Source organism: uncultured Jannaschia sp. (genome assembly GCF_947494025.1).
Classification (GTDB): Bacteria; Pseudomonadota; Alphaproteobacteria; order Rhodobacterales; family Rhodobacteraceae; genus Jannaschia.
The window spans coordinates 1-19,388 of sequence record NZ_CANLTQ010000042.1 but is presented as its reverse complement, the minus strand read 5'-3'; the positions used below and the strand labels follow the sequence as shown (position 1 = coordinate 19,388).

At 66.7% G+C, this 19,388-nt stretch carries 16 protein-coding genes and 4 pseudogenes; 9 read left to right on the top strand and 11 right to left on the bottom strand.

The features are described 5' to 3' along the window. Positions 1 to 173: 173 nt before the first annotated feature. Complete coding sequence (locus Q1B08_RS19665) at positions 174 to 926, bottom strand: IS1595 family transposase (protein WP_299822596.1); 753 nt, start codon at positions 924 to 926, stop codon at positions 174 to 176. 82 nt (positions 927 to 1,008) lie between these two features. Between Q1B08_RS19665 and Q1B08_RS19660 the strand changes: the two are divergent. Then, positions 1,009 to 1,765, top strand: a pseudogene (locus Q1B08_RS19660) (IS5 family transposase). 116 nt (positions 1,766 to 1,881) lie between these two features. Here the strand turns inward: Q1B08_RS19660 and Q1B08_RS19655 are convergent. The 5 genes from Q1B08_RS19655 to Q1B08_RS19635 all read right to left on the bottom strand — a co-directional run bounded on the left by Q1B08_RS19655 (position 1,882) and on the right by Q1B08_RS19635 (position 7,400). Then, positions 1,882 to 2,112: a hypothetical protein gene (locus tag Q1B08_RS19655; RefSeq protein ID WP_299822593.1), complete on the bottom strand. Its 231-nt coding sequence runs from the start codon at positions 2,110 to 2,112 to the stop codon at positions 1,882 to 1,884. Between the two features lie 254 nt (positions 2,113 to 2,366). Then, a complete protein-coding gene (locus Q1B08_RS19650; RefSeq protein ID WP_299822590.1) occupies positions 2,367 to 3,665 on the bottom strand; it encodes an MFS transporter in 1,299 nt (432 codons plus the stop codon). A gap of 656 nt (positions 3,666 to 4,321) precedes the next feature. After that, positions 4,322 to 4,654, bottom strand: coding sequence for a DinB family protein (locus tag Q1B08_RS19645; protein WP_299822586.1), 333 nt, complete (start codon positions 4,652 to 4,654; stop codon positions 4,322 to 4,324). A gap of 110 nt (positions 4,655 to 4,764) precedes the next feature. Next, positions 4,765 to 5,262, bottom strand: a complete 498-nt coding sequence (locus Q1B08_RS19640) for a cupin domain-containing protein (RefSeq protein ID WP_299822583.1) — start codon at positions 5,260 to 5,262, stop codon at positions 4,765 to 4,767. Between the two features lie 116 nt (positions 5,263 to 5,378). Beyond that, positions 5,379 to 7,400: a BTAD domain-containing putative transcriptional regulator gene (locus tag Q1B08_RS19635; RefSeq protein ID WP_299822580.1), complete on the bottom strand. Its 2,022-nt coding sequence runs from the start codon at positions 7,398 to 7,400 to the stop codon at positions 5,379 to 5,381. A gap of 86 nt (positions 7,401 to 7,486) precedes the next feature. On the opposite strand from Q1B08_RS19635, the pseudogene Q1B08_RS19630 reads away from it, so the two are divergent. Then, positions 7,487 to 8,564, top strand: a pseudogene (locus Q1B08_RS19630) (pyridoxal-phosphate dependent enzyme). A 1-nt stretch (position 8,565) separates the two neighbouring features. Next, positions 8,566 to 9,462 (top strand): pyridoxal-dependent decarboxylase, encoded by an 897-nt coding sequence (locus tag Q1B08_RS19625; protein WP_366140071.1) that lies wholly within the window; start codon positions 8,566 to 8,568, stop codon positions 9,460 to 9,462. On the opposite strand, the pseudogene Q1B08_RS19620 reads toward Q1B08_RS19625, so the two are convergent. From Q1B08_RS19620 to Q1B08_RS19605, 4 genes and pseudogenes are all read right to left on the bottom strand, one after another. Continuing rightward, a pseudogene (locus tag Q1B08_RS19620) lies at positions 9,442 to 9,834 on the bottom strand (DUF2867 domain-containing protein); the annotation flags it as partial. The gene Q1B08_RS19625 and the pseudogene Q1B08_RS19620 overlap by 21 nt on opposite strands. Before the next feature lie 212 nt (positions 9,835 to 10,046). Beyond that, positions 10,047 to 10,484 (bottom strand): YqaA family protein, encoded by a 438-nt coding sequence (locus Q1B08_RS19615; RefSeq protein WP_299822577.1) that lies wholly within the window; start codon positions 10,482 to 10,484, stop codon positions 10,047 to 10,049. 43 nt (positions 10,485 to 10,527) lie between these two features. Beyond that, entirely contained in the window at positions 10,528 to 11,847 is a 1,320-nt protein-coding gene (locus tag Q1B08_RS19610; protein WP_299822574.1) for an MFS transporter, read from the bottom strand. A 7-nt stretch (positions 11,848 to 11,854) separates the two neighbouring features. Next, a complete protein-coding gene (locus Q1B08_RS19605) occupies positions 11,855 to 12,115 on the bottom strand; it encodes a metal-sensing transcriptional repressor (protein ID WP_299822571.1) in 261 nt (86 codons plus the stop codon). Between the two features lie 139 nt (positions 12,116 to 12,254). On the opposite strand from Q1B08_RS19605, the gene Q1B08_RS19600 reads away from it, so the two are divergent. The 6 genes and pseudogenes from Q1B08_RS19600 to Q1B08_RS19575 all read left to right on the top strand — a co-directional run bounded on the left by Q1B08_RS19600 (position 12,255) and on the right by Q1B08_RS19575 (position 17,397). Beyond that, positions 12,255 to 12,551 (top strand): hypothetical protein, encoded by a 297-nt coding sequence (locus Q1B08_RS19600; protein WP_299822568.1) that lies wholly within the window; start codon positions 12,255 to 12,257, stop codon positions 12,549 to 12,551. 59 nt (positions 12,552 to 12,610) lie between these two features. Then, positions 12,611 to 13,339 (top strand): HupE/UreJ family protein, encoded by a 729-nt coding sequence (locus tag Q1B08_RS19595; protein WP_299822565.1) that lies wholly within the window; start codon positions 12,611 to 12,613, stop codon positions 13,337 to 13,339. Between the two features lie 18 nt (positions 13,340 to 13,357). Continuing rightward, positions 13,358 to 13,981, top strand: coding sequence for a transmembrane anchor protein (locus tag Q1B08_RS19590; RefSeq protein ID WP_299822562.1), 624 nt, complete (start codon positions 13,358 to 13,360; stop codon positions 13,979 to 13,981). A 272-nt stretch (positions 13,982 to 14,253) separates the two neighbouring features. Then, positions 14,254 to 15,075, top strand: a complete 822-nt coding sequence (locus tag Q1B08_RS19585; RefSeq protein ID WP_299822559.1) for a sulfurtransferase/chromate resistance protein — start codon at positions 14,254 to 14,256, stop codon at positions 15,073 to 15,075. A gap of 47 nt (positions 15,076 to 15,122) precedes the next feature. Further along, positions 15,123 to 16,408 (top strand): annotated as a pseudogene (gene chrA, locus Q1B08_RS19580) (chromate efflux transporter). A gap of 419 nt (positions 16,409 to 16,827) precedes the next feature. Continuing rightward, entirely contained in the window at positions 16,828 to 17,397 is a 570-nt protein-coding gene (locus tag Q1B08_RS19575) for a spermidine synthase (RefSeq protein WP_299822556.1), read from the top strand. Positions 17,398 to 17,695: 298 nt separating this feature from the next. Here the strand turns inward: Q1B08_RS19575 and Q1B08_RS19570 are convergent, their stop codons facing one another. Continuing rightward, positions 17,696 to 18,985: a DUF2252 family protein gene (locus Q1B08_RS19570; protein ID WP_299822553.1), complete on the bottom strand. Its 1,290-nt coding sequence runs from the start codon at positions 18,983 to 18,985 to the stop codon at positions 17,696 to 17,698. Positions 18,986 to 19,388 lie beyond the last annotated feature (403 nt).

Sequence of the window (19,388 nt, the reverse complement as noted above, 5' to 3'; positions counted from 1 at the left end):
CCAGTTCAGGGTGCGGTAGCGGGTCGGGGCAGGCCTGGACATGCCGTCCAGCTATGGTGCCGGAGTCGCGATGTGAATCCCAGACAGACTTCGTGCAACAACGCCGCGACACGCGTGCCAGGCTTGCTCCCGACCACGAAGTGTTCGATGCCGCGTGCCGCCGCAAGGTTCTTTTAGCCGTTGCCGCCGTCCGAGCAGAGCACGGCATCGCCCGGTACGAGGGGCTTCATAGCGCGCTCCACGGTGGCGCTCTTGCGGTTCGGCAGTCGCCGGAAGAGGCGAGAACCACCGCGGTCAGCGACGGTGAGAATGGGGAGCTGCCACCTCGAGAGACCGCGCATCATTTTCAGCCCTTGCGTCGTGAAATCCTCCCACCGTGGGCGCGGTGGCTTGGGGGTATTCTGCGGATCGGCGAAGTGGCGGACCCATTCGTGCGATCCCTTCCGGGACTCCCGTTGGTAGGTCTCGTCCGCCTCTATGATACCTGAGAAGGTCGCCGACAGGCTGCTGTTCCCGATGATCGAGAACACGAGCATCCGCCAGCGCCAGATCGTGTACTTGTTGAGGTCGAGTTGCCTGGCGAGCTTGCGCACCGATTGCGGTGCGGAGCTGCCCAGCATATCCCTCAGCGCCACCATGAACAGGTCAGGGCGATGGATGCGGCCGATGGTGCTCCCGGTTCGTCCTGGATAGGTCTTCTGGCAGCCACGGCATCGGTAGCGCTGAACCCTGGTCCGAGTGCGACCCCACTTCTGGCGCCGCTCGTCGCCACAGAAAGGGCACTTGTGTTCCCGGCTTGTCCGTGCCTCGATTTCCGAGATCGCCTCCGATTTTCGCCGGAGATCCCGGACCTTCGTCCGGGCGATCTGGGCCGGGTTCAGTTCGTCGAGGGCGTCGAGAACACGGCGAAAGTCGTGGTATAGCAATATAGGCCCTTCTAGGTTAGGGTCAGGACCCATTGATTGCCGACATTGGTCGTGATTCAGGCTCCGCGAGGAGACCGCATGCATGAGCAACCTGTTCTGGCTTGCAGACGCGCAGATGGCGCGCTTTCGGCCGTATTTTCCGAAGAGCCATGGCCGACCCCGTGTCGATGACAGACGGGTTCTGAGTGGCATAGTTTCCGTCAACCGCAACAGGTTGTGCTGGTGCGATGCCCCAAGCGAATACGGCCCGTCGAAGACGCTCTACAATCGATGGAAGCGGTGGAGTGACATGGGAGTGTTCGCCCGGATCATGGAACGCATGGCAGCCGAGGGCACGGAGCGGAAGACAATCATGATCGAAGCGACCTACCTCAAGGCGCACCGCACGACCTCCAGCCTGCGGCTGAAGAAGGGGGGCGTGGCAGGCTGATCGGGCGGACGAAGGGCGGGATGAACACAAAGCTGCATGCCGTCACCGAAAGTATCGGGCGTCCGATCCGGTTCCTTATCACAGCCGGCCAGGTCAGCGACTATACTGGGGCCAGGGCATTGATGGGTAGTTTTCCACCAGTCGAATGGCTCTTGGAGGACTGCGGATACGATGCGGACTGGTTCCGCGAAAACCTTGTGGATAAGGGGATAACCCCCTGCATCCCCGGTCGGAAGTCGCGCGACAAGCCTGTCCGATACGACAAGCGCCGCTACAAGCGCCGCAGCAGGATCGAGATCATGTTCGGACGCATGAAGGACTAGCGCGCGTCGCCACTCGTTATGATCGCTGCCCGAAGGTCTTCCTCTCGGCGATTGCGCTCGCGGCGACCATCTTGTTCTGGCTCTGAATCAATGAGTCTGGAGCCTAAGACGAAGCGAACCAATACGGTTTGCGGACACCCCCAAATTTTAAAGTTTCGCCGCCACCACAGCTTGTACGGCCCGTCCTATCCGTGGTCGTCGCTCAACCCGCGATCCTCGACCAGCCCCGCAGGGCGCATTGCTTGATGCAAGCTCCAATCCGCTTGCACAGGACGGAGTACGTCTCGTCGTCGGCCACCGGCCCCCGGTCTTCACACCATGCGAACGTGATGTCGCGCGACGTGAGCGGCCCGGCTGCCTCCCTGAAGTGCTGTAGAACGAAGCGCATCACCGTGCCCTTCTTGGCTTTGTGCCGGGTGACGTATTCGCCCATTCGCTTCATCTCTCCGGTACCGTCGAACAGACGGATTGCGGCATTCAGTTGGTCTATGTCCACCGTCAGCTTGCGGATGTTGGCTTGGTAGCGGTCGCGCAGGGCGACGAGTTCGGTATGCTTGGCGATCAGGCCAGGGACGGTGTTCGAGCGTTCGAGCTTCGGCAGGTCTACAAGCTCTTGCGAAAATTTGGGAATACACCGTGAATCGTTTGGGCGCTTGCTACATGAGGCGGGACATTCGTTATCCGGCCCTATGCAGCCTGCAATAGCGGATGCCTGTCACGACCGGATGCTGCCCGCTCCCCGACCGGCAGCATGTCCGCAGCGTCTCCGATGAGTACGGCCATCTCTGGCGTGCTGATCCGACCCGGCTGGGTAACGTGGAACGCGCCCTTCTGCTCCTGCGGCACCGCGCGGGACGTCATCATCCGGATGATCGTGAATGCGGCCGTGGCGCAATGGGAGACGATCGTCGTGTAAAAGAGCGCCTGAGGACCCAGAGCGCTCATCAGGACGCCCGCCAGCAGGGGACCGAAGATCGAGCCCACGCCGAGGACCATGAGGATGCCGCCCGAGGTCTGGATGAAGGCGCCGGGCGCGGCGTGATCGTTGGCATGGGCCATAGCGACGGGATAAATCGCGAGCGACGTCGCACCGAAGAGGGCGACGGCGATCAGGTTCGTCCATTGCCCGTGCGGCGCGAGGAAGATGAACGCCGCGTCCGCGGCCGCCGCCAGAAGGCACAGGCCCAAAAGCACGATCCTGCGGTCCATCCGGTCCGACAGGATGCCGACCGGGATCTGCGACAGCGCGCCCGCCATCACGGGCACGGCGGCGAAGAGAGCGACGACCGTCAGGCCCAATCCGACCTGCTCGGCGTAGACGACGTGCAAGGTGAAGAAAGAGGCATTGGAAATGCCGAGCATGAACGCGGCGAAGACGGCCACGGGAGAATTCCGCCACAGGCCGGCCAGATCGAGCCGGACCATGACAAGGGGTTGCGGCGCACCGGATGTCGTCAGCGCGACCGGCACGAGCGAGATGCAGTAGAACGCCCCGGCAAGAACGAAGAGCACGTGCCCCTCGATCGGCGCGAATGTCAGGGCCATCTGCCCGGTCGTCGTCGCGGCGAGGCCCACCATCGTGTAGATGCCGAACACCTTGCCGCGCAGCCGCGCCTCGGTCCGTTCGTTGAGCCAGCTTTCGACGATCATGGCCGCCCCCGCGAAGCAGAAGCCCGACAGCGCGCGCAGCACGAACCAGGCAGCGGGATGGATCAGAAGAAGCGACAGGAGCACCGCCATGCCCGCAAGGGCGGACATGAGAGTGAAGGCGCGGATATGCCCGATGCCGGCGACGAGGTGCGGCGTCGCGAGACAGCCCGCGACATACCCGATCGCCCACCCCGTCCCGAGCAGGCCAAGGGCGATCGCGCCGAACCCTTCCAAGCCGCCCCGGACCGGCAGGATCATACCATTCAGACCACCGGCGAAAAGGAGGATGGCGGACCCCAGAAGGAGGGCGCTTACGGACTGGAGGCTTTTGACCATTTTGATCTCTCGGCGCCGCATCGAGATCGCTCGACGCACAACCATGGCGCCCCTCCATCCTGCCTGTCAGTCGTGTAGATCCAGTTAACCATGTGCCCGGCCCAAACGATGCCGATCTTTCCGGACCGCCGCTTTGCGCCGTGACTGTCGAACGATCGGGCCCCTGATCCGGAGGTGAGCGTCCAGTCTGCGTCGACCCTCGACTGGCATGCGTGCGACGAGAGCGTACCGCGGCGCGGACTTCGGAGAGCAAACGTTCGACCGATGAACGGCATCGCCGGAGTCCTCGACGTCGGCCCTGCGCAGCAAATCTGTCATCCGCCGCGTGACATGTGAACGACCGCTTCGGCTGGGTTGCTGAACTTTTCAACAACCTCGGTCAGTTTGGGTCATTCATCCAGCGATGCCATTGCCGAAGATCTGGGGGATTACCCGTCTCTCTCTCGGACCGTCACGGAGACCATCCCGAGCGCCGAACCGATCGCGTTCGACGACCTCGGACATTCTCCTCATATCGAGGCGCGCGATCGCTTTCACGACGTCTTGAGCGCTGCGCTGACGCAGGTAAACTGTTAGCCCCAGCTTGACCGACGCTTTTCATCAGCACCCAGCCCAAACCGGACGTTCGCAGGGCACCGCCGCGCCGCGCTACAGCTTCACTGAACCGGCCATTCGCCGTCGGCCCATTCGACGATTGCCTCGTCGAGGGCGGCCCGTTCGCGGACGTAGTCGGACCAGTCTCTCGGGGCGTCCGAATAGGGGTGCCGGTCGCCGATCCGGCTCGCGGTCGTTTCGTCCCCCTGAAGGCGGTCGAGCCAGATGCGATCGCCCCATAGGACATGGTTCAGGGTCTCGGCGATCGAGCAGAAGAACGCGCCCCGGTCCTGCCATCGGTCCGCGTCGGTCAACCCGCTGGCGGCCGCGACGAGCGACCAGTTCTGCCAGCGATTGTAACGGGCCATCGTGCGGGCATACTCGTGCGTGATCATGGGCGGTCTTCAGCCGGGCTGTGGCCCCTCTCGGCACCGGACATGTCCGGCAAGCGGCGCGGACGGATGCGGCCGGCGTCCGGCCGCGTCCGAGGCTTGCGCCGGCCGGATCAGTTGGTCCGCGGGTCGTCGCCTTCGTTCACGTAGTTGATCTGGAACGGACCCGTCCCCGTGAGCTGGACGACGGTCTCCTCTTCCGCCCAAGCGTAGTGCGCCATGTTCGCGGGCATCTGGAAGAAACTTCCAGGCCCCATCATCGGGGCAGCATCACGGTCGAGGGTCTCGCCCATGCCGATGCCGAACCCGCCCGATAGCACCGTCACGTGCTCGTCCTCGGGATGGGTATGCGGCGGGATCTCCATGCCCGCGGGGAACTTGAGTCGCAGGACGTAGAGGCCAGGCTCGCTCGGCTTGCCCGCCATCACGACGAGGCCGATGCCCGGAGGCAGGTGCGGCGGACCCTCGCCGAACGCGACATCGTCGGCGGCGACGATCTTGTGGTGGGCATCTTGGGCCAGGAGCGGTTGCCCGACCGTCGCGAACCCGGCGGCGAGCGCGGCAACGATGACAAGGGACGACAGGGAGGGAAGCGTGGTGATCCGTCTCATCGGTCTTTCCTTTCGATCGGCGGTTCAAGCCCGCCAGGTCCGCACGATGGCAGACGCCCGTGGGAGGGGACGCGGCCACGACCGTGGAAAGGACGTGGGAACCGCGCGGACGACCGTCAGGTCAGCGAAATCCGCTTGGCAGCCAGCCGCAGACGGCGCGCGATGTCCGGGGGGAAGTGGAACGTGCCGAGGAAGGTATTGATCCCGTAGCCGGGCTGTACGGCATGGATCCTGGCCGCGAACACCCGCCCCTCGTCGATCCGGTCCGCCATCGCCAGGCAGAGGGCGGCGATGCCGAGAATGTTGATGTGCGCGTTCGGGCACGCCGCCGCCCGCGTTGCCCAGTCCGCCGCCTCCACGTATTGCCCGAGCCGCAGATGCGCGAGCCCCCGGCTCCCCAACATTCCGAACATCATCGGATCGTAGGGGCTGAGCGCGCGGGAGGTGTCCGAGGCCGCGATTGCTGCCTCCGCATCGCCGGTCTGGGCCTCGACGAAAGCGAGCGAGTAGTGGCCGAGTGCGAAGTTCGGGCTGAGATCGACTGATCGACGCAGCGCGGTCGCGGCTTCGTCATGGCTCCTGCGCAGCCACGAGGCGCGGCCGAGCGCGCAGTGCGCCGCCGGGTCCTTCTCGTCGGCGAGCAGGCTCTCCATCGCTGCGGCATAGGCGCGGTCGGCAGAGCGGACGGGATCCTCCCATGCCTGGAAGGCGTCCTGCCAATGGGTGAACGAAAGGCCCGCATATGCGCGCGAAAAGGTCGGGTCGAGCGCCACGGCGCTGGCGAAGAGACTTTGCGCCTGCGCGTTGTCCGCTTTGGTAAAGCGATACATGTGCCAAAGGCCACGGTGATGCGCCCCCCAGGCATCGAGCGAGTTCGGAGACCGCAGGATGGCGCGGTTGCGTTCCGCCTGCTCGATCTCGGCGGTCAGGGTCGCCACGATCCGGTTGCCGAGTTCGTCTACTGCGTCGAGCAGATCCGCCGCCGGTACCTCGCAGACCTGCGCGAGGACGATCGTATTCGAACGCGTCTCGACGAGTTCGACATCGACCCATGCCCGGCCGGCTTCCCGATGCAGCATGCCCGAAGCGAGGTAGTCCACGCCCAGGCGCCGACCGGCCTCCTTGGAGGTGATACCATCGGCAAGGGCGAAGACCGATCCGCGGGCGATGATCGACAGGCTCCTGAGCTTCGCCAGCCGCGTGATGACGTCGCCAGTGAGACCCTTTGCGAGACGACGTCCGACCGGATCGTCATGTCGAGCCCGGAACGGCATCACGGCAAGGGCCGAGCGCCTGGCCGCGCTCCGTGGCGCATCGGTCGAAAGGGGCGGCGGTTGGGCAACCGGCACAGCGGGACCAGCCACAGCCGCGACGGCCGGGACGTGGCGTCTCATCTCGTTCCATGATTGCCGCAGCGCGGATGTGGGGACGCCCTCGTCGAGGAAGAGGCGCTCGGCCGAGGCGACATGCGCCTCCGCCTCTGCGACGCGACCGTCACGGATCAATCGGGCCAGGAGAGCGTGATGCGCGTCGATCTCGAAAGGCGCGAGGTCGAGCCAGCGCTCGAGATACGGCGAGACGGCGCCGGATTGACACGGGAAGGTGGCGACGAGAGTCCGGAGGATCGAGGCATGGCAAGCCGCGAAACGCCGTCTCTGGGCCGTCAGCCAAGTCTCGGCAGGCGGTCCGGACAGGTCCAGCTCGCCCAGGAACGGTCCCCTGAACATATCCGACAGCGATATCAGCCGCGCTACCGAGGGTGGATCGCCCTTCTCGATCGCCAGGACCTCGAGCGCATCGACCATGCAGTTGTCCAGATCGATCCCGACCGCGTCGTCCTTCGAGCGGAGCCGCGGCCGGTCGGGACTGTCCACGATCCGACGAAGCTTGCTCAGATGCCAGCGGAGTTCGGCCCGCGGATCATTCGGCCGGTCCCAGAGCAGATCGCAGAGCCGCCCGCGGCCGATGGGGGCGGGCCCGACCACCAGCATGGCCAGAAGCGCACGTAGCTTGCGCGACTGCGGAAGTGCCACGAGCACGCCGCTTCGGCGCACCTCGAGCGGGCCGAGCAGGTTTATCCCGAGGACCGGAGGGGTGATAGACGACGCCGACTTTACGACTTCCGCGCTGGTTCCCATGCCGCCTCCCACATCGGAATGTCAGACCTGACGATAACATGCTTCCGCTAGGAAAAGCGCTGCAAGGAGATCGTCATGCCCTCGACATGCCTGTCCGGACAGCGAAAGGGCGCGGACGGCTCTATGCATCGATCCTCGACACGGATCGGCAACACGCCGACGGTGCTGCTCCGCAATGTCGGTCCGGAGCACCCCACGATCTACGCGAAGGCCGAGTTCTTCCATCCCGGAGCGTCGGTCAAGGACCGGCTCGCGCTCGCCATCATCGAGACGGCCGAGCAATCCGGTGCGCTGGCACCCGGCCAGTCGGTGATCGAGGCGACCAGCGGCAATACCGGGATTTGCCTCGCGATGGTCTGCGCCCAAAAGGGCTATCCACTAATAGTGACGATGGCCGACAGCTCCTCGATCGAGCGACGTCGCCTTATGCGGGTGCTCGGCGCGAAGGTCGTGCTGACGCCGCGGTCCGGGAAGGGCCTCGGCATGTATCGCAAGACCGTCGAATTGGTAGAGGCCACCGGTTGGTTCCTCGCCAACCAGTTCGAGACGCCGGTTAATGCTGCGATCCATGAGGCCACTACGGGGCGCGAGATCATCGCCGACTTCGCCGGCTCGCGTCTGGACTGGTTCGTGACCGGGTACGGCACCGGCGGCACGCTGGCGGGCGTCTCGACAGTGGTCCGGGCCGAGCGACCTGAAACCCGGATCGCTCTAATCGAGCCCGCGAACCCCCAGCTTCTCATTAGCGGCACGCCGCAGGAGCGCGGAGATGGCGACGTGCCCTCCGCCACCCATCCCAGCTTCGAGCCGCACCCGATCCAGGGCTGGAGGCCGGACTTCATCCCGCATGTCCTTCATCAGACGCTTGCGAGGAATGCCCATGACGACCTCCTGCCGGTCTCCGGCGCCGAGACGATGGAATGGACCCGAACGTTGGCCCGGAAGGAAGGCATCCTCACCGGCATCTCGGGCGGCGCGACCCTCGCGGCCGACAGGCGGATCGCGGAGCGGGCGCCGGAGGGATCGGTGATCCTGTGCATGCTTCCCGATATCGGGGAGCGCTACATGAGCACGCCGCTCTTCGAGACGATCGCCACGGAGATGGACGAGGCGGAGATGGCGATCCCGCGCTCGACGCCCGGCTATCAGCTTGAGGCGGACTGACATGCGGGATGCCGGTCAGGACGATGCGGCGATCGAGGAATCCCTCGACCCCGCCGACTGGGAGGCTGCGCGGGACCTCGTCGTCCGCGTCGCGGGCGAGGCGGTCGATCACCTGCACGCCGTGCCGTCCAGGCCGGTCTGGCGCGACATGCCGCCCGACATCCGCGCCGGCCTCGCCACGCCGCTGCCAGAGGGGCCGACTGCGTTGGAAAACGTCGTCCGCGAGGTGTTCGACACGGCGATGGCCTATCCGATGGGCAACACGCACCCCCGGTTCTGGTCGTGGTACATGGGTGCCGGCAACCTGACCGGGGTCCTGGCCGAGTTCCTCGCCGCCGTGCAGGGCTCCAACCTCGGCGGCGGCAACCACGCGGCGGCTTGCATGGACGATCAGGTGGCTGGCTGGCTCAAGGAGATGGTCGGATTTCCTGCGGAGGCCAGCGGAACCCTGACGAGCGGCGGCTCCGAGGCCAACCTCGTCGGCCTCACCGTCGCACGCAACGTCATGGCGGGCGTCGACGTCCGCGCCGAGGGCATCGCCGCTGCGCCCCGTCCTCTGCGATTCTACGCTTTCGATCAGGTCCACGGCTGCCACCTGAAGGCAGTGGAAGGGCTCGGCCTCGGCCGCAAGGCGCTTCGTCTGATCCCGACGGGCGGAGACTTCCGCATCGATCTCGCCGCCCTCCGCGTCGCCATCGCCGAGGACCGGGCCGCGGGTCTGAAGCCCGCCTGCATCATCGGCACCGCCGGAACCGTCAACGCGGGACAGAGGAGCCGCTTGATCGCTGCGAGACGCGTCCCGCCGCACCCGCTCGAGCATCGCGCCGACGATCCGCCTATGCGCGAAACCGACCGGGATCATGTAGGCGCGGCCGAATGCGTTGTGCACGCGGACTGAGGACGTCACCGAGGTCGACGGCCCGTCGGACAATACGCAGGTCATGACGTCGAGATGGCGGTCCCGTTCGGTCAGCACGAGGGACGTCTCGTCGACGTGCTCGACGAGGAAGAAATCGAGGCGATCGCCGACCTCAATGGCGTCCACAGGCGTGCCGCTGAAACCGCCGATCTGCCGCACGCCGAAGAGGGACGAGACCTCGTCGCCGACCCGGAACGCGAACCGCAGCAGGGGCTGCGGATGGGCCACGAAGGCGTTCCAGGCATCCAGCGGCGCGATAGGACGCGGCAGCCGCACGCTCTGGCTGTCGAAGTAGTCCAGCCCAGAGACCGGCGCGAGCACGCAGATATTGCTTCCCGGCACACGGATCATGAGGTCTCGCTAACGGACATGCACTTGCGCGGGAAGCTGCGGAAGACGCCCGGAGCCGACCTTTGCTTCATAAGGCTCGAACTGGCGCAGCGCGGGACGAAGTGTAAATTCACCGTACTGGCTCGAGTGTCCGCGTTTGCCGGACAGACATTCGCACCACCTTGCATTGGAAAAAACCTTCTTCGTCGGTCTAGCGATTGGCTGCCGCCTGTTCATTCCAGCCCGCGCACGGCGATCTCCAGGACCACGTAGCGCCCGACCTTGGCGATCGTGACCAGCAGGAGGAACCGCCACATCGGCTCGCGCAGGAGACCCGCAGCGACGGTGATCGGGTCTCCGATGATGGGCATCCAGCTCAGGAGCAGGGACCAGTGCCCATATCTGCGGTACCACCGCTGCGCTCGGGCCAGCGCCGAGGCGCTTGCAGGGAACCAGCGCCGGTCGCGGAACGCCTCCGCCCCGCGCCCAAGCCCGTAGTTGATCACAGACCCGAGAACGTTGCCGACGCTGGCGCTTGCAAGGAGGCCTGACGTCGACCAGTCGCCGGACCGTAGCAACGCCACGAGAAGGAGTTCGGACTGCGCGGGAAGGACGGTCGCGGCAACGAGGGCGGAGAAGAACAGCCCGCCATAGGCGGTGAGATCGGTCATCTGGTCTCAATCGAACGGGCATGGAGGGCCGCCATCGGAGGGATCAAAGTCGCGATGCCCAGCGAGGATGGTGGTCGTCCACGACGAACGGATGAGCATGATGGCGCTTACCGTGCAGATGCGGGTGATCGAGCGGCAGGTTGTCATGGGTGTGCTCGAACTCCACCGGGTCGTCCGCAGGCCAGAGGATTGCCCCGAGGAGCATGCCCGCAGCCGCGAGGAGGGCCAGCCCGATCAGCGCAGGGACGAGACCGTAGTCCGTCAGCAGCCAGCCCGACAGAGGATAGGTCACCAGCCAGCAGGCATGGGAGAGCGCGAACTGTGCCGCGAAGAGCGCGGGGCGGTCGCCCGCATGGGCGGACCGACGCAGCAGCCGGCCCGACGGCGTCAGCACGGTGGAATACCCCAAGCCCACCAGCAGCCAGGCGGCCAGAAGGAGGGTCCAGCCGAGATCGACTGACAGGACCGCCATCCCCAGCCCCAGCAATGTCGCCACCATCAGCCCTGCACCACCGAACATCACCGGCCTGTCGGGCAGCGCGTCCAGCAGCCGCGGCAGGGCGAGCGCGGCGGTCATGGAGCCCGCGCCGAAAGCGCCGAGCGTCCAGGCCAGCGCGCTGTCCGACAGGCCGAGCGCGCCGCGCACGAGGACGACGGTGTTCACGAGCACCATTGCCCCCGCCGCCGCCGCCGTAAGGTTGAGTGCCAGCAATCCCCGCAGACGGGGCGTGGCAAGGTAGATGCGGATGCCGCGGGTCGTGCGGTCGTAGACGCCGCGCGGCTCGGACGGGCTTGGGCTCGGCAGCAGGACCGATACGACCAGGAAGGCGGAGGCGAGGAACCCCGCCACCGTGCCGAGGAAGAGCGCATCGTAGGTCATCACCGCGAGCAGGAGCGCGGCCAGGGTCGGGCTGACGATGTTCTCGAGGTCGTAGGCGAGACGCGACAGAGACAGCGCGCGGGTATAGCGCGCCTCCTCGGGCAGAACGTCCGGGATCGTCGCCTGGAAGGTGGGCGTGAAGGCCGCGGAGGCCGATTGCAGCAGGAAGATCAGCACGTAGACCTGCCAGACCTCGGTCACGAAGGGCAGGGCCAGCGCCACACCGGCACGCACCAGATCGAGCGCCACCAAAAGCGCACGGCGCGGCACCCGGTCCGCGAAGGCCGCGGCAACGGGGGCGATGCCCACATAGGCCACCATCTTGATGGTGAAGACCGTGCCGAGCACGAGTGCGGCCCCGTCGCCCGCGAGATCGAAGGCCAGGAGCCCGAGGGCCACCGTCGCGAGCCCGGTTCCGAGCAGGGCCGTGACCTGGGCCAAGAACAGATGGCGGTAGGTGCGGTCGGCGAGAATGGCCAGCATGGCGCCCTCAGAGGTAGCGTGAGATCGCCTTCAGCTCGGCGCGATCGGTGTCCGATCCCTTGGTGTCGAGGCAGTGGTCCATGTGGTCGTGAATCAGCACGCGCTTGGCGTTGGCCACGGCCTTCTCCACCGCGTGGAGCTGTTGCGCGATGTCGAGGCAGGGCTGTCCGGCCTGGATCATCGCCGTGACCGATCGCAGGTGTCCCTCGGCGCGTTTCAACCGCGCGACCACGGCGGGATGACTTGCATGGACGGAGGGAGGTGTCATAGGCCTACGGGTACCCTCCCCCGGAGGATCGAACAAGACGGCGCCGCAGACGCGCCGCGACTGAGGCAAGCGGGCAGACACGATGAATTCCGTACGGACAGTCGGACGACATGCGTTCGCGGCCCTCTTGGGGCTGGCAGTGCTCGTCTGGACCGTGATGCCCGCGACTTCCCATGCGCCCACGATCTTCGAGACACTTCAGGAGCACGCGGAGATGATTGCCGAGCACGGCCATTCGCACGGTCTCGAGGATGATCTCGCCTGGGCGATGCACGGGCATGGCCACGACAGCGCCGACCACGACCACAGCCAGGCGGTGCTGACACGCGACCTCTTTCCGCAGCCGTTCGAGGACTACGCAACGGCGTGGCAGCTCGGCGCGGTGCCTGCCGGCCCCTCGATGGCCGCTGGGATCGAACGACCTCCGCGCGCCTGATCGGCCGCGCCGCGCGCGCGACATCACCGATCACGTCGAACCCACACGGAGTCCATTCCATGACCGTTCCCCACCGGGGCGGGAGCGACCCCGGCGCGCGCCGGAAAGCCGTCCTGTCCCTCCTTGTCCTTGCCGCGCTACTCATGAGCGCAAGCCAAGCCCTCGCCCACAACGTCACCGAGGGCGACGCGGGCTACATCCAGGAGATCTGGGGGGTGAACATCATCCCCTTCCTGTATCTCGGCGCCAAGCACATGGTGACCGGATACGACCACATCCTGTTCCTGCTCGGCGTCGTATTCTTCCTCTACAAGATGAGGGACGTCGGCATCTACGTGAGCCTCTTCGCCCTCGGCCACTCGACCACGATGCTGCTCGGCGTCTGGTTCGGCTGGGGGATCAACGCCTACGTCATCGACGCCATCATCGGGCTGTCGGTCGTCTACAAGGCGCTCGACAACCTCGGCGCCTACCAGCGCTGGTTCGGCTACCAGCCCAACACCAAGGCCGCGACGCTGATCTTCGGCTTCTTCCACGGCACGGGCCTGGCCACCAAGATCCTCGATTACGAGATCGCCTCGGAGGGACTGCTGGCCAACCTGCTGGCGTTCAACGTCGGCGTGGAAATCGGTCAGCTGCTGGCACTCGGCGTGATCCTCATCGTCATGGGCTACTGGCGGAAGTCGCCGAACTTCTTCCGCCAGGCCTACACCGCCAACGTCGTCATGATGTCCATGGGCTTCATCCTCATGGGCTACCAGATCACCGGCCTCTTCGCCGCCGCGTAACGCAAGGAGACACCAGATATGTTCAACGCACAGAAACCCAGCCTCGACGAGCTGCCCAGCTCGGCCCAGCTCATCCGCTCCACAGCCATCGCCGCAGTCTCTGCCGTCGCCATTCTTGTGACGGTGGTCCTTCCCGCGGAATACGGCATCGATCCCACCGGCATTGGCGAAGCTATCGGTCTCACCGAGATGGGCGAGCTGAAGACCCAGCTCGCCGAGGAGGCCGAGGCCGACCGGCAGATGGACGCGGCCGGGGAGGAGCAGTCGAGTCTCATCGACGGCCTCTTCGGGCTCATCGTCGGCACCGCGTACGCGCAGGAGGCCGGCGTTTGGCGCGACGAGACCACCTTCACGCTCGCCCCAGGCGACACGGCGGAATGGAAGCTCGTGATGGAGGAAGGCCAGACCGCCGAATACCGGATCCTGGTCGAGGGCGGCCGGGTCAACTTCGACCTGCACGGCCATGGCGGCGGCCAGTCCGTGACCTACGAGAAGGGCCGCGGCTCCGCCGGCGACGAGGGCGAGATCACGGCCGAGTTTGACGGCGAGCACGGTTGGTTCTGGCGCAACCGCGACGACACGGATGCGACGGTGACGGTGCAGGTGCGCGGCGACTACGCCGAGTTCAGGGACGCGAGCTGACTCTTGGGGCTGCCATTCGTGCCCAACAGGGCGAATGGCAGCTTCGTCCAAGGTTCATTGAACCTTACACGTCTGACGGTCGCTGTCGGCCGACGGTCGTGCCTTGCTCCCATGGTTCGGCCTCCTTGCCAGCCCCGGGTGTTCCTGCCATCCTGCGCTTCATGGGGCCCGCGGACGCCTCGTGAGGCTCATGCCGCCGTTTCGCATCCTCTTCATACGACGCAGGCAGGATCGGCCTGTCGTCCGGCCCGCACGGCTGAGGAAGGATGCCCATGCCCTCGCCCACCGAGATCACCGTCCCACAGCTCGCCCGCCTCGTCGGCACGCCCGACGCGCCTGTCCTCGTGGACCTGCGGACCCCGGAGGACTTCGCCGCCGATCCGCAGCTGATCCCCGGGGCGGTCCGGCACGACGCCACGGCCCTCGACGCCCTCGTCTCACGGCTCGCAGGGCAGCGCGTCGTCGTCTACTGCCAGCGGGGCCGCAAGATATCGCAGGGCGGTGCCGCGATCCTTCGCGCCGAGGGCGTCGCTTGCGAGGTTCTGGAGGGCGGCCAGCTCGCTTGGCGCGACGCGGGGCGCCCGATAGTCGAGGCCTCGGCGATGCCCGCACGGGACGCTGCGGGTCGGACCACCTGGGTGACGCGGCACCGGCCCAAGGTCGACCGCATCGCGTGCCCCTGGCTGGTCCGTCGCTTCGTCGATCCGGACGCCCGGTTCCTGTTCGTGCCCCCCGAGGACGTGGCGCTCGTGGCCGAGCGGTTCGGCGCCGTGCCGTTCGACGCCGAGGGGCTAGGCCTCACCCACGAGGGAGAGCGCTGCTCGTTCGACGCCTTCGTCGCCGCGTTCGGGATCGAGGACACGGCGCTCGACCGGGTGGCTGCAATCGTGCGCGCCGCCGACACGAACCGGCACGACCTCGCCCCGGAGGCGGCAGGCCTACTCGCGGTGTCGCTCGGCCTGTCGCGGATGCACCGGGACGACGTGGCCCAGCTCGACGCGGGGATGGTCGTCTACGACGCGCTTTACCGCTGGGCGCGGGACGCAGCGGACGAGGGGCACGACTGGCCGTCGGCCGTGACACGGCCGTCGTGACCGGGGCTCGCATCGCGGCCGGCGCGAGAGCATGGTCCGGGGCAGGCCTGCCGCCGACGCTCCGGGAGGCCACGGCGGTCTGGGGACGGATCGGGCTGCTCTCCTTCGGCGGGCCGGCCGCGCAGATCGCGCTGATGCACCGCGAGGTGGTCGAGGCGCGCGGCTGGTGGAGCGAGCGGCAGTTCCTCGACGCGCTGTCGTTCCGCATGCTACTGCCGGACCCGGAGGCAATGCAGCTCGCGACCTATGCCGGCTGGCGGATGCACGGCGTCCGGGGCGGGCTGGTGGCGGGCGGGCTTTTCGTCCTGCCCGACGCCGTCCTGATCGCGCTGCTCGCCGCGCTCTACGTGCATCTCGGCGACCTCGCCATCGTCGGGGCGCTGTTCCTCGGGATCAAGGCCGCGGTGCTGGTGATCGTGGTCGAGGCGCTGCTGCGGGTGGCGCGGCGCGCGCTGGTCGGGCCCGAGGCGGTCGCGATCGCGCTATGCGCGTTCCTCGCCCTCTTCGTCCTCGCCGTGCCCTATCCGGCGGTCGTCGTAGCGGCTGGGCTCTGGGGCGCCATCCGGCTGACGGACGCGCGGCCGTCGGGCGTCGCCACTGCTTTGATGCCCAAGGAGGGCGGCGTCGCGCTCCGCTCGACGCTCGGCACGGTCGCCCTGTGGCTCGCCGTCTGGCTCGCGCCGCTCTTGGCCGTGGGCCTCCTCGCGCCGCCGGTCTTCGGCGAGGTGGCACGGTTTTTCTCCGTGCTGGCCACCGTCACCTTCGGGGGCGCCTACGCCGTGCTGGCCTACATGGCGTAGGAGGCGGTCGCGACGCAGGGCTGGCTCACCACCGGGGAGATGCTCGACGCGCTCGGGCTTGCCGAGACCACGCCCGGGCCGCTGATCCTTGTCACCGAGTTCGTCGGCTTCCTCGCCGGGCATCGCGCGGCGCCCGGCGGCGCCCCGGGGCTGCTCTGGGGCCTCGGCGCGGCGCTCGTCACGCTCTGGGCGACCTTCGTGCCGTGCTTTTTATGGATCTTCGCGGGTGCCCCGTGGATCGACCGGATCGCGGCGCGGCCCCGCCTGCGCGCGGCACTGACCGGCGTCACTGCCGCCGTGGTCGGCGTTATCGCCTGTCGCTGTGGTTCGCGCTGCACGTCCTGTTCGGCACCATGGGATCCGTCACCGCGGGGTCGATCCGCATCGTCCTGCCGGACCCAAGGACCTTCGACTGGCGTGCCGGCCTGGTCACCCTCATCGCGGCAGCGCTCCTGCTCGGCTGGCACCGGAGCGTGCCGCTCACGCTGGCGATCTGCTCGGGCCTCGGTGCCGGGCTCCTGTATCCGGTCTGAGATCGGTCGCAAGGCGCTTCGACGTATGTTCGAGACGCAGACCGGAGGATCGAGGAACCGCGTTCGTCCACGTCGATCCCGACGGAGTCAATCCAGAGCTGAAGCCGCCATTTGTGCACCGCGCAGCATCGGACATCATGGTCTCGAAGCGGACATGCGGCGACGCGTAGCACGGCTGAGGATGGTTGACAGACAAAGGCAACCATCGGCATCGCCGGCGGGTCCGGGAACCGCCCGGAACGCTCACCCTTCCACTGGCTTTCGCGGGCGGATAGACGGACGGCCGACCTTGATGACAGGACTGCTTGGTGCTGCCTTGGATACATCTGGCGACGGCCCCTGCGCCGGGCGGGGACACGCTCAGGCTTCTGCGCCGGGGTGACGAGTTCTCGATCCGTCTCGACGGCGGAAACGAGTTGATGAACAGCCGGCTCGGCGGATCGGAGGAGGCGCTCGCTACCCTGGCCCTGGATCGCTTGGCAGGTCGTTCCGCTCCGCGCGTGCTTATCGGAGGCCTCGGCATGGGCTTCACCCTACGCGCTGCGCAGGACGTTGCTCCGTTCGATGCTTGTCTGATCGTCTCCGAGATCGTGCCGGATCTCATTGCCTGGGCGGATCGCCATATGGGGGCGGTCTTCGGCGATTGCCTTGCGGATCCACGAGTGGAGGTGAGGCTGGGCGACGTCCTCGCCGAGATACGCGCGATCGAAGGGGAGTTAGACGCCATTCTGCTCGACGTCGACAACGGCCCGGACGGCCTCACCCGTGCTGGCAACGACGCGCTCTACGGGGAGGCGGGACTGCGATCGGCGTGGCGGGCGCTGGTTCCCGGCGGCATCCTCGCGGTATGGTCCGCGGCCCCGGACTCGGCATTCACGAAACGGCTATCGCAGTGTGGCTTCGAGACCAGCGTCGACATGGTCCGCGCCGGCCGCACGAAACGCGGCGCCCGCCATACCATCTGGATCGCAGCGCGAACCGATAGTTGATGTCGGTTATCGTCTTTGTCAAGAAGACGCCCCGCCAGCATCCGGCCCAAACCGGACCTTCAACGGGTGCCGTGACCGCTGCGACGCCGCGAGGATCTCTGTCATTCGTGCAGAACGCAGCGAAGCTGGCCCGAGCAATTCAACCATAGGCGGATCGAGATGCCGTTCGCGGTACCTGCACACACGGTTCGCCGATCGGCACGACCCCATGCATCGGCATAGCTCGGCCATTCGTGTGGCGCGGCGATCCCGGCTTGGGCGGGATCGGAGCTATCGCCTATCTCTTCATCCGGCCAGCTCAGAGGAAAATCATGTCCACGCGGTCGAATGCTGCGTTTGCGTGGTCCTCGCGGAAGAACGCGTGGTCGGACTTCAGCCTGTCGGCCGCCTCTTCGGTGAAGCGCACGATGTCGGCGATGAAGAGGTCGCGCGGGCTCGCGGCTGCGACGATCGCAGGCTCCACGTCGTAGTCGATCTCTCCCAGGTCGTCGGACAGGGCGTGCGACTGCGCCAGTGCGGCGCCGCAGACGCGAGCGTACGCCTTCCATGTCTTGCCGCTCAGCTCGCCGAGGTCGATATCATCGCGGAACGGCGCACGCTCTCGGGTCATGAAGCTCTCGCCGTCGATTTCCACGGCGCCGTAGAAGACGTCGCCATGCGCGAGCTGCACCGTCTGACCGTGGAGGATCCTTTCGGCCTTGTCGCCAGCGTGAAAATCCGATGGCGGCGTCAGACCGTCCAGCGCCGACCGGCGGGCGCGCTTGAACTCTATGATCAGGTCATCGGTTGCGTCCTTCGAGGGTCCCTCAATCAGGACGTAGTAGCGCGGCAGGCCGAGCGAGGCGGTGCCCTGTCCGTGGCGGACACAGACGTCCTTGACGCGCAGCTCGCCGGCGCGGTCGGGCACGTCGATGCCCTTGGCCTTGGCAAGGCGCTTCACCGCCTTCTGGAACGTCCCGATCTCGCTCGAGAGAGGTTGCAGCTCGTCGTCGGGGCGGAAGCCGCGTCCCGAGGGCTTGAGGTAGTCGTCCCAAAGCCATTCGCGCCGCTCCTCCCACGCCTCCCTGAACAGGCGGCGGATCACCTCGGGCGAGTTGTCCATGCGGTAGGCGTCGTTCTTCTCGGTCGCGCGCTCGGCGTAGGCCTGCATGGCGTCGAGATATCCGGTGATGAAGGCGACCACGAGCTTGCGCCGCTTCTTGCGCTTCATGCCCGCCACCTGGCGCGCGGCGATCCAGAAGCCCACGGCGCCGCGCTTCAGGTCCCACGTGAAGGGCGCATAGATCGTCTCGTCAAAGTCGTTGACGCCGAAGATTGGCGCACCGTTCACGTCCGGCATGATGCCGAAATTCTCGGGGTGCACGTCACCCAGGGCCATGACCGTCGGCATGTGCGAATCCTGCCCGACCATGTCGCGGTAGAACAGAAGCGCCGTGCCCCGGAAGAACTTGAAGAAGTCGCCCGCCAACGCGTCGAACTTCTCCCTCGCGCCGTAGGAGCGCTGCTCGATCCTCGCGGCGTGATCCTCTCGCAGCGTGGAGCGGACATGCTCGCGCCGTGCCTGTCCGGTAAGAAGGACCGGCGGCACGACCTGCTCGCCCCCGGCAATGCGGTGAGCGAGACGCCGTAGGCTCTCGACCCTCCCCTCGGCGACCCTCGATGGGGCTGCGTCGGTCGTAATCCGGTCACCATCATCGCTTGACGCCGCGTTGTGCTTCCCAGCCATGTCGCGTCTCCCGTAGGTGGATCAGTCCAACGCCAGCCGTGCAGCGCTGTTCCGAGGCTCCAACTCAAGAAGCAGAAGTCGATGACGGCGGAGAATACGCGGCTGGGCGGCCACGAGAGAGCAGCGAGAGCACCGCGGATTGAACGTTGCTTCAGGCGAGGACGGGCCTTGTTGCACGGAACGCGTGAAGGCCGAGCGGCCCCTTTCCCCTGTAGGGTTCAGCTGACGGGTCGCGTGACGGGGATGCCGAGGGCGGTGTAGCGGT